10 protein-coding genes are annotated in these 8246 nt (G+C 64.2%); 1 reads left to right on the top strand and 9 read right to left on the bottom strand.

The genetic code is table 11. The features are described 5' to 3' along the window. Nucleotides 1-746: alpha/beta hydrolase (locus ACE3UY_RS19430; RefSeq protein WP_374689134.1), on the bottom strand; the 746-nt coding region annotated here is incomplete at its 3' end. A 128-nt stretch (nucleotides 747-874) separates the two neighbouring features. Next, nucleotides 875-1309 (bottom strand): hypothetical protein, encoded by a 435-nt coding sequence (locus tag ACE3UY_RS19435; RefSeq protein WP_374689135.1) that lies wholly within the window; start codon nucleotides 1307-1309, stop codon nucleotides 875-877. A 241-nt stretch (nucleotides 1310-1550) separates the two neighbouring features. Here ACE3UY_RS19435 and ACE3UY_RS19440 point away from each other — a divergent pair, with 241 nt between their 5' ends. After that, complete coding sequence (locus ACE3UY_RS19440) at nucleotides 1551-2801, top strand: glucose-1-phosphate adenylyltransferase (protein WP_374689136.1); 1251 nt, start codon at nucleotides 1551-1553, stop codon at nucleotides 2799-2801. A gap of 90 nt (nucleotides 2802-2891) precedes the next feature. Here the strand turns inward: ACE3UY_RS19440 and ACE3UY_RS19445 are convergent, their stop codons facing one another. From ACE3UY_RS19445 to ACE3UY_RS19475, 7 genes are all read right to left on the bottom strand, one after another. After that, nucleotides 2892-3170, bottom strand: a complete 279-nt coding sequence (locus ACE3UY_RS19445) for a hypothetical protein (protein ID WP_374689137.1) — start codon at nucleotides 3168-3170, stop codon at nucleotides 2892-2894. A 13-nt stretch (nucleotides 3171-3183) separates the two neighbouring features. Then, entirely contained in the window at nucleotides 3184-3888 is a 705-nt protein-coding gene (locus tag ACE3UY_RS19450; protein WP_374689138.1) for an HAD family hydrolase, read from the bottom strand. A gap of 39 nt (nucleotides 3889-3927) precedes the next feature. Then, nucleotides 3928-4869 (bottom strand): dihydrodipicolinate synthase family protein, encoded by a 942-nt coding sequence (locus ACE3UY_RS19455; protein WP_374689139.1) that lies wholly within the window; start codon nucleotides 4867-4869, stop codon nucleotides 3928-3930. Nucleotides 4870-4986: 117 nt separating this feature from the next. Further along, nucleotides 4987-6321, bottom strand: coding sequence for an acetyl ornithine aminotransferase family protein (locus tag ACE3UY_RS19460; RefSeq protein ID WP_374689140.1), 1335 nt, complete (start codon nucleotides 6319-6321; stop codon nucleotides 4987-4989). A 25-nt stretch (nucleotides 6322-6346) separates the two neighbouring features. Further along, nucleotides 6347-6655: an ATP-dependent Clp protease adaptor ClpS gene (locus tag ACE3UY_RS19465; RefSeq protein ID WP_374689141.1), complete on the bottom strand. Its 309-nt coding sequence runs from the start codon at nucleotides 6653-6655 to the stop codon at nucleotides 6347-6349. 167 nt (nucleotides 6656-6822) lie between these two features. Beyond that, nucleotides 6823-7371, bottom strand: coding sequence for an RDD family protein (locus tag ACE3UY_RS19470; protein ID WP_374689142.1), 549 nt, complete (start codon nucleotides 7369-7371; stop codon nucleotides 6823-6825). Then, on the bottom strand, nucleotides 7364-8246 hold an 883-nt coding region (locus ACE3UY_RS19475), incomplete at its 5' end, for a hypothetical protein (RefSeq protein ID WP_374689143.1). The genes ACE3UY_RS19475 and ACE3UY_RS19470, both read right to left, overlap by 8 nt.

An 8246-nucleotide genomic window follows, 5' to 3' on the forward strand; every position in this document is an offset into this window, starting at 1 on the left:
GCCGGGCTGTGGGCGGCGACGCTGCGGAAGAGGTCGGGCCGCCGAAAAGCCATCATGAGCGACCAATAGCCGCCGCGCGACAGGCCGCCGACGGCCCGGCCCTCGGCCGCGGGCCAGGCGCAGTAGTGGGCCTCGATGTGGGGGATGAGTTCGTTCAGCGCGAAGCCTTCGTAGGATGCCGGCCCGCTGGTCGTCGTATTCGCCAGCCAGCCGTTGTCGGGCATGACGATGAGCAGCGGTGGGATGGCCCCGACGCTGATGGCCGCCTCGGCTGCCTCGTCCAGCCCCAGCGAGTCCCAGATGGCATCATCGTGGATGTTGCCGCCGAACAGGTAGAGCGTCGGATAGACGCGGCCGTCCAGGCCATAGCACGGCGGCAGGTAGATGCGGTAGGCCATGGGGCCGCCGGCGACGCCGCTCTCCACTGTCCCATGCTCGATACGGCCGGGCGGGCAAATGGGGGTGATGAGGGGCGTGGGTGGGGGCAGCGGGGTGGCGATGGTAGGGGTGGGTTTCGAACCCGCCCCTACCGGGGTTGGTGTGGGGGGATCGACTGTCGCCGCCGACATGGTGGGGCCGGCCGTCGTCGCGGTTGGCGCGACCGTTTCGGTCGCCGCTAGGGTTGGCGTCTGGGGAATGAGTGTTGGCGCGACGGCCAGAGCGGCCGGTGTTGGCAGCGGGACCGCCGGCCGGCAGGCAACCAAACCCAGGCTGACGAGCAGCAGGAAGCGAGCATATCGTTTCATCTTAAGAGGCTCACGCAAAGGGCGCATAGAATGCCAAGCATGCAAAGGAATAAAGTTCTTACTTGGCGTTCTTTGCTTCTTGGCGCTCTTTGCGTGAGCTGTTCCTCCACAGACGACGCCGCGGCCGTTTAATAGGGCCCGACAGCTGGGGCTTCGGTCAGCAGCTTGCGATAGGCTCCGCGCCACTCGGAGGGCTGGCGGGTCATTGTCTTGATCTTGATGTCGTCGAAGTGGGGCGAGAGGTCGGCCAGCAGTTCGGGTAGCAGGTCCCAGGCCCCGTGGCGGATGACGTCGTCGATGTTGGCGGCCAGCTCGGGAATCCACTCCCAATCGCGCACGAAGCGCTCGACCTTCATCCAGTAGCCGCGCTTTTCCCAGGCGTTGGCCGACTCGTCCACCGTGTGCTTGATTTCGCGCAGTAGAAAGACGAGCATGGCGGTCATGTCGCGGGCCTCTTCGTCGATCTGCGCCTTGCGCCCCAGGTGGCGCAGAATCTCGGCGACGGAACGCCGGGCCTGATTACGCCGTTTGCCTGGGTTGTCCACATGAATCACACGACTCATGAAAGCTCCTCTGAGAATTGGTTCGTAGTCAGGCGATTTATTGCCGTTTTACGCATGAGAGCAGGCAGAACGGCAATAAATCGCCTGACTACGAACGAACGAATATAGGCTGTGCTACAAACCTTGGGATCATAACATGGGCGCAATGTGTGTGCCAAAACAACGTGCCAGGGGTATAACTACGCTGTCCGTCGTCTGTCTACTACAGTTAACGTCTCATACGGAGAGCACCATGCCGCACATGAAAAACGTTCTTGGCCTGATCTTGGGTGGGGGGCAGGGAACCCGACTTTACCCGCTGACGAAGGAGCGCTCGAAGCCGGCCGTGCCGCTGGCGGGCAAGTACCGGCTGATCGATATCCCGATGAGCAATTGCCTGCACGCCGACATCGAGAAGATCGCCATTCTGACGCAGTTCAACTCCGCGTCGCTGCACCGCCATATCTGGAGCACTTACACGCGCGATGCGTTCTCGCCGGGCTGGGTGCAAATTCTGGCCGCGGAGCAGACGCCGCGCAGCGCGGACTGGTATCAGGGCACAGCCGATGCGGTGCGCAAGCAGTGGGTAGAGATCAAAGAGGCGGGCGCGAAGTATGTACTCATCCTGGCCGGCGACCATCTGTACCGCATGGATTACCGCCATTTTGTGCAGCGCCACATTGACCTGGATGCCGATATCACCGTGGCTGTCCAGCCGGTGGCGCGTGAGGATGTGGGCGGTCTGGGTATCCTGAAGATGGGCACGGACAGCCAGATCACAGCCTTCGCGGAGAAGCCCAAAGACCCGGCCCAACTGGAGCAGTTCGAGAGCAAGACGCACCTGGACAAGCCGTTTCTGGCGTCGATGGGCATCTACGTATTCAATATGGAGGTGCTGCGGGAAGTGCTGGAGGAGAAGTACGTTGACTTCGGCCGCGACATCTTGCCGCAGTCCATTCAGAAGCGCCGGGTTTGCGGCTATATCTTCAACGGGTTCTGGGAGGACATCGGGACGATTCGCCGCTTCTATGAGATCAACCTGCAAATGGCGAAGGCCGACGCGCCGTTTGATTTCTACGACGCCCACGCGCCCATCTATACCCACGCCCGTTTCTTGCCGGGGTCAGAGGTCTTCAATGCCCGGCTAGATGAGGTGTTGCTGGCCGATGGCTGCCGCATTCACGATGCGACGGTGCGCGAGTGTGTGGTGGGGCTGCGCAGTATTATCGGCCAGGAGGCCAATGTCCAGTCGACGATCCTGATGGGCGCGGACTTCTATGAGACGGATGAGGAGCGGGCGGACAACCGCCGCCTGAACCGGCCCGACGTGGGTGTTGGCCCGAATTCGGTCATCAAGGGGGCGATCATCGACAAGAACGCCCGCATCGGCAGCAACGTGACGATCCGCTACATCCCCGACCGGCCGGATGAGGAGACGGAGAACTGGGTCTCCAGCCAGGGGATCATCATTGTGCCCAAGGGGGCCATCATCCCCAATGGGACGGTGATCTAGAAATAAATCCACCACGGATTTTCACGGATAGGATGGATTGAGCCACAGACTCCATCCGTGTTCATCGGTCAAATCCGTGAAAATCCGTGGTTAATTCATTTGATCGAGGTGTTTGGCCGCGGCTTCGGGAGTGGGGAAACGCTCTTTGATGTGGGCGAAGACGAGCACTTGCCCGTTAGACGCGTCCACGATGGCGGGGAGCCAGCCGGGTTCCGGGCTGGGTGGGTGGACGGCGCCGCTGTAGCCGCCGGCGCGCAGCCGGGGGAATTGCCAGACGACCCAGGCCCGCAGTTGTTCGGTGGTCACAGCGGTCGGGCCGCCAGGTTCGAACGAAATATCCTCAATGACGATCTTCTTGCGCGCCGCCATAAATTTCCTCCTCTCAGCCCGGCTGTGTGGCCGGGGTGAGTAGCGCTAACAGTACGGCCTCCGTCTGGGCCAGGTCGAGAAAGAGGTGATCGGGCCGGCAGTCGCTCAAAGCGTCAGGTGCGAACGGGCCGGTTGCCACGGCGATGGCCCGCCCGCCGCCGGCGCGGGCGCAGCGAATGTCGGCCGGCGTGTCGCCGATGACGATCACGTCGCGGGCTTGGAATCGCCGGTTCAGCGTCTCGTGCGCCCGCGCGACAGCCAGTCCGAACAGATCGTCGCGCTCGATGCTATCTGAGCCATAGGCCCCGACACGGAAGCGCGCGGGGTCGATGCCGGCCGCGGCCAGCTTCAACGGCACGGTGTGGCGGATGTTGCCGGTCAGCAAGGCCATGACCACGTCGTCGCGGCGGCCGAGGGCGTCGAGCAGAGGCAACACACCGGGGCAGGGACGGATGCGTTCGGGGGTGAACAGATCCTGTCCGGCGGCGGCCATGCGCTCGTAGAAATGGGGCAGGCGCGCCTCGACCGCGGCCGGCGTCCAGCCCTCGGCCGTCATGAGGTCGTGGACGATGCGCCGGTCGGTTTTGCCGGCGAAGCTGTAGGTGTGCACCGCGCCGGCGACGCCGAAGACCTCGTGCAGCGCCCGGCCCATCGCGGCGCGGCCGGCGCGGCTGCTGTTGATGAGCGTGCCGTCGATATCGAACAGGATGAGATGCATGGCGTTATCCGGCGTTCATTTCCCAAACAACGGGTTTCTTCAAATCTGCGTAATCTGCGAAATCTGTGGATTCTTATTTTTCCCTAAAATGTCGGCCGCCTGCGGCCACAGGAGGGCATCGGTAGCGTCGAGCAGGGGGGTCGGTGGGCCAACCTCGATGTCACGCTGGTTGAGGATGGCCTTGATGCCGCCCAGGCGTGCGCCGGCCAGCAGGGCCAGCAGTTGGTTGATGCAGCGCTGCCAGTCGCGGGCCTCGGCCAGCCGGCCGGCGGCGGCGGCGCGGGTCAGAGCGACGAACGGTTCCGGGATGGCCGTGCTGAGGCCGCTGATGAGTCCGTCTGCGCCCAGGGCCAGCGAGCCGAGCGCCGCGCTCTCGTTCCCAGCCAGCAGGATGCGATCGCGGGGCATGGCGTCAATGAGCTGGCGTACGAACTGGATGTCCACACGGCTGGTCTTCATGCCGGCCAGCGACGGCAGTTCGCGCGCCAGGCGGGCCAGCAGGGCCGGACCGATGCCGTTGACGGCGAATTGCGGGATGTCGTAGAGGAAGAGCGGGATGTCGGGGGCGGCCTCGGCGATGGTGTGGTAGTAGCGGGCCAGGGCGTCGTCGCTGAGGGTGTAGAAAGTGGGGGTCATGGCGACGATGGCGGCGGGTTGGAGCGTGGCGGCGTGGCGGGCCAGGGCAACGGCCACGTCTGTCCGCTGCGCGCCGACGTGGAGCAGGACCGGAACGCGACCGGCGGCGGCGGCGACGGCCGCCTCATGCAGAGCCTGGCGCTGGTCAGCGTCGAGTTGGGTTCCCTCGCCGGTGGTGCCGCCCACGAACAGTCCCTTGACGCCCGCGTCGATGAGAAAGTCGGCCAACGGGAGAACGCCGGCCGGGTTGACGGTGTAGGTTTCGGGAACGAGGGGGGTGGCCATGGCCGGGGAGACGCCGCCGGCGAGTTGCTGTTTCAGTTCGGCGATTCGTTCGGATATCACTGGGTTATGCTCCATGGGGGAAGGAATTAAACACGGATTGGCACGGGTTTGACGGATGAAACGGATTGAGCACCAGGCTCAATCCGTTTCATCCGTCGAATCCGCGAGAATCTGTGGTTAATTGATCAGGTAAGCGCTTTCGGCCTCGGTGAGAGCTTGCTCGAACAGGTGTAACCCTTCATCGACCAGCGGCCGCTCGATGTTGAGGGCCGGGGTCATGCGGATGGCGTTGCGGCCGCAGGGAATGAGCAGCAGGCCCGACTCGAAGGCGCGCTGGATGACGTGGTCGCGTAGTTCCGTGGCGCGCTCTTTGGTCTGGCGGTCCTGGACGAATTCGATGCCGATCATCAGCCCGCGCCCGCGCACTTCGCCGATGCTGGGGTGACGGGCTTCCATCTCGGCCAGGGCGTCCATGATGTAGTCGCTGGTCTCGGCGGCGCGGGCCATCAGCCCCTCTTGCTCGATGACTTGCAGCGTCGCCAGGGCAGCGGCGGCGGCCACGGGATTGCCGCCGAAGGTACTGCCGTGGGAGCCGCGCTGCCAGGTCATCAGGTCTTCGCGGGCGATGATGCCGCCGATGGGCATGCCACTGCCGACGCCCTTGGCGAAGCAGACGACGTCCGGCTCCACGTCTTCGTGTTCGACGGCCCACCACTTGCCGGTGCGGCCCGCGCCGCTCTGGATTTCGTCGACCATGAGCAGGATGCCGTGACGGGTGCACAGCTCGCGCAGCCGCTGGAAGAAGCCGGGCGCGGGCACGATGTAGCCGCCCTCGCCCTGGATGGGCTCGACCAGGATGCCGGCCACGTCGTTGGGGGAGAGCATGGAGTGGAAGAGCTGCTCCTCGATGTAATCGACGACGGTCTCGCCATAGGAGGCGTCTTGCTTGCCCAGCAACAGGGGGCGGTAGGGGTTGGGGTAGGGCACGTGCTGCACCTTGACGCCCGACAGGTAGTTGGCGCGCTGGACGGCCTTGCTGGCGGTGAAGGAGAGGGCGCCGAGGGTGCGGCCGTGGAAGCCGCCCATGAAGCCGAGGAAGCGCGTGCGGCCGGTCGTATACATGGCGAGTTTGATGGCTGCCTCGACCGCTTCGGTGCCGGAGTTGCCGAAATAGACCTTCGTGCTCTTGTCCATCGGGGCGATGGCTTGGAGCTTCTCGGCCAGTTCGACGGCCTGGGGATAGAAGAAGTCAGACAGGCAGATGTGCCAAAAGCGGTTGATCTGCTCTTCGACGGCGGCCTGCACCGCCGGGTGGCGGTGGCCGACGTTAAGCACGGCCACGCCGGCCATGAAGTCAATATAGCGGCGGCCGTCGGTGTCCCAGACTTCCGAGCCTTGGGCGTGGTCGACGACCAACGCGTATTCGCGGCTGTAAGACGGGGAAAGGCTGGCGAAGTCCCGTTTGATCCAGTCGAGGCCGGTAGGCCCGGCGCCGTTGAGGCTTAGTTTCATGGTGATGTCTCCTTGGTCCAGAGCGTTACTCTGGTTCGATGGTGAAGGTCAGAGGGTAACCCTCTAGGCTGGCAGCGAAGTGGGCCCGGCCGACGCGCGTCTCGGCTTCGGTCTTGGGCAGGGTGGCGACGTAGGCCACGCCCGAGACGTGGGCGAGGTAGGTGACGTGTTCGGCCTCCAGGGGGGTGAGGTCGAAAAAGCGTTGCAGGACGATGACGACGAAGTCGTAGGGGGTGACGTCGTCGTTGTGGATGAAGACTTTCGCCCGCGGCTCCAACGCCTCGTCGGCCTCTTGGCGGATGTCGGTCTCCTGTAGTATGTCGCTGTCGGTCATGGTTGTGCGTCCTGTCGCGCCAATTCTACCCGGAGATGCAACAGGTTCCAAAGCGGCCGCGGAAGAGGAATCATCGCAACTTATACACAGATGTCATGAGTCGCGCGCGTAGATTTATAGGGGTATGGGTGAGAGGAGCGAAATGGTATCCGCGGTAGATGCTGAAGCTACCGCCGTTTGCCACGCCGCGCGCCAATGGCCTTCTCGATTCGCGCCAGAAACTCGTCGTCTTGCTGGCCGGGCCAGGCGTAGATGACGCAGGTTCTGGCGAACTTGTCGTGCCACCCCTGGCGGCGGTCGTCAACCAGAATGACCAGGAAGCCCAGCCCAAAGGTTAGCAGCGACAGGCCGTAGCCGACCAGCCGGCGCAGGGCGGTCACGAAGGAGAGGCGGCGGCCGTTGACTTGCACGATGCGCAACCCGAGCAGGCTCTTGCCCGGCGTCTGCCCGCTCAGCATCCAGAAGAAGACCAGGTAGAGCGAGGGAAAGACGGCGCTCAAAGCGATCAACGAGCCGGTGAATAGGCGGCAGAGGACGCTGGCCCACTCAGAAGACGGGCAGAACTTCGTGGTAATGCCAATAGAGTTCAGCGCCACGCGCGGCGCCCAGTTGATCAGGAAGATCGAGGCGGAGATGATGGCCAGGTCCACGAGGTACGCCGCCGCGCGGGTGACGAAGCCGGCGTATTGACCCTGGAGCTCGGCGTCGCTATTCATACGCCTCGTCGCCCCGGTTTGCGCTGGGGGCTTCCTCCCGGCCATACACCAGACGCGGCCCGGCCAGCGCTTGTACCTCGGGCGGCGGCTCGGGCAGGTCGGCCCGCGCCGGCCGCCTGAGCATTCGGCGCAGCACCGTCTCCAGGGCGGTATCGGCCGTGGTCAGTCGCCCGCGCATCTCATTGGTGACCTCGTTGGCCAGGCCGGCGCTCTGCCCGCGCACCAGGTCTTGCACCTGTTCCGGGTTGTCCGACAGGTGGTCGATGTAGTTATCCGCCTGGACGCGCACCAGCGCTTCCACTTGCGCGGGCGTGTCGGCCAGATAATCGACGTAGATATTGGCCTGGGCGCGCACCAGCGCTTCGAGTTGGTCTGGGTTGTCCAGCAAGTGAGCGATGTAGCCATCGGCCTGGCCGCGCACCAGCGCGTCGACCTGCTCGGGATTCGCCGCGACATAGGCCACGTAGGCGGCGGCCTGAGCGCGCACCAGCGCCTCGGCCCGGTGAGGATTCTCCAACAAGTGGGCCATATAGGCGTCGGCTTGCGCGCGGACTAGCGCCTCGACAGAGTCGGTGTTCTCCAGCAAGTAGGTGATATAGGCGTCAGCTTGATCGCGGATCAGCGTTTCAACCTGCTGGGGTTCTTCAATTAGATGTTGGAGATAGGCGTTGGCTTGGGCGCGCACCAGGGTTTCGATCTGATGCGGAGCTTCCTCCAGGTGTGCGAGGTAGACAGCGACGCGGTCGCGCACCAGCGCGTCAATCTCGTCGGGGTGCTCTTGCAGGTGCGCCAGGTAATTGCCGGCCAGCAAGCGCACCAGTTGGTCGATCTGCCGCTGGAAGGCCGGCTCGCGGTGCGCTCGTTCGACCTGGTCA

Source organism: Promineifilum sp. (SeqCode) (assembly GCF_041918635.1).
GTDB lineage: Bacteria > Chloroflexota > Anaerolineae > Promineifilales > Promineifilaceae > Promineifilum.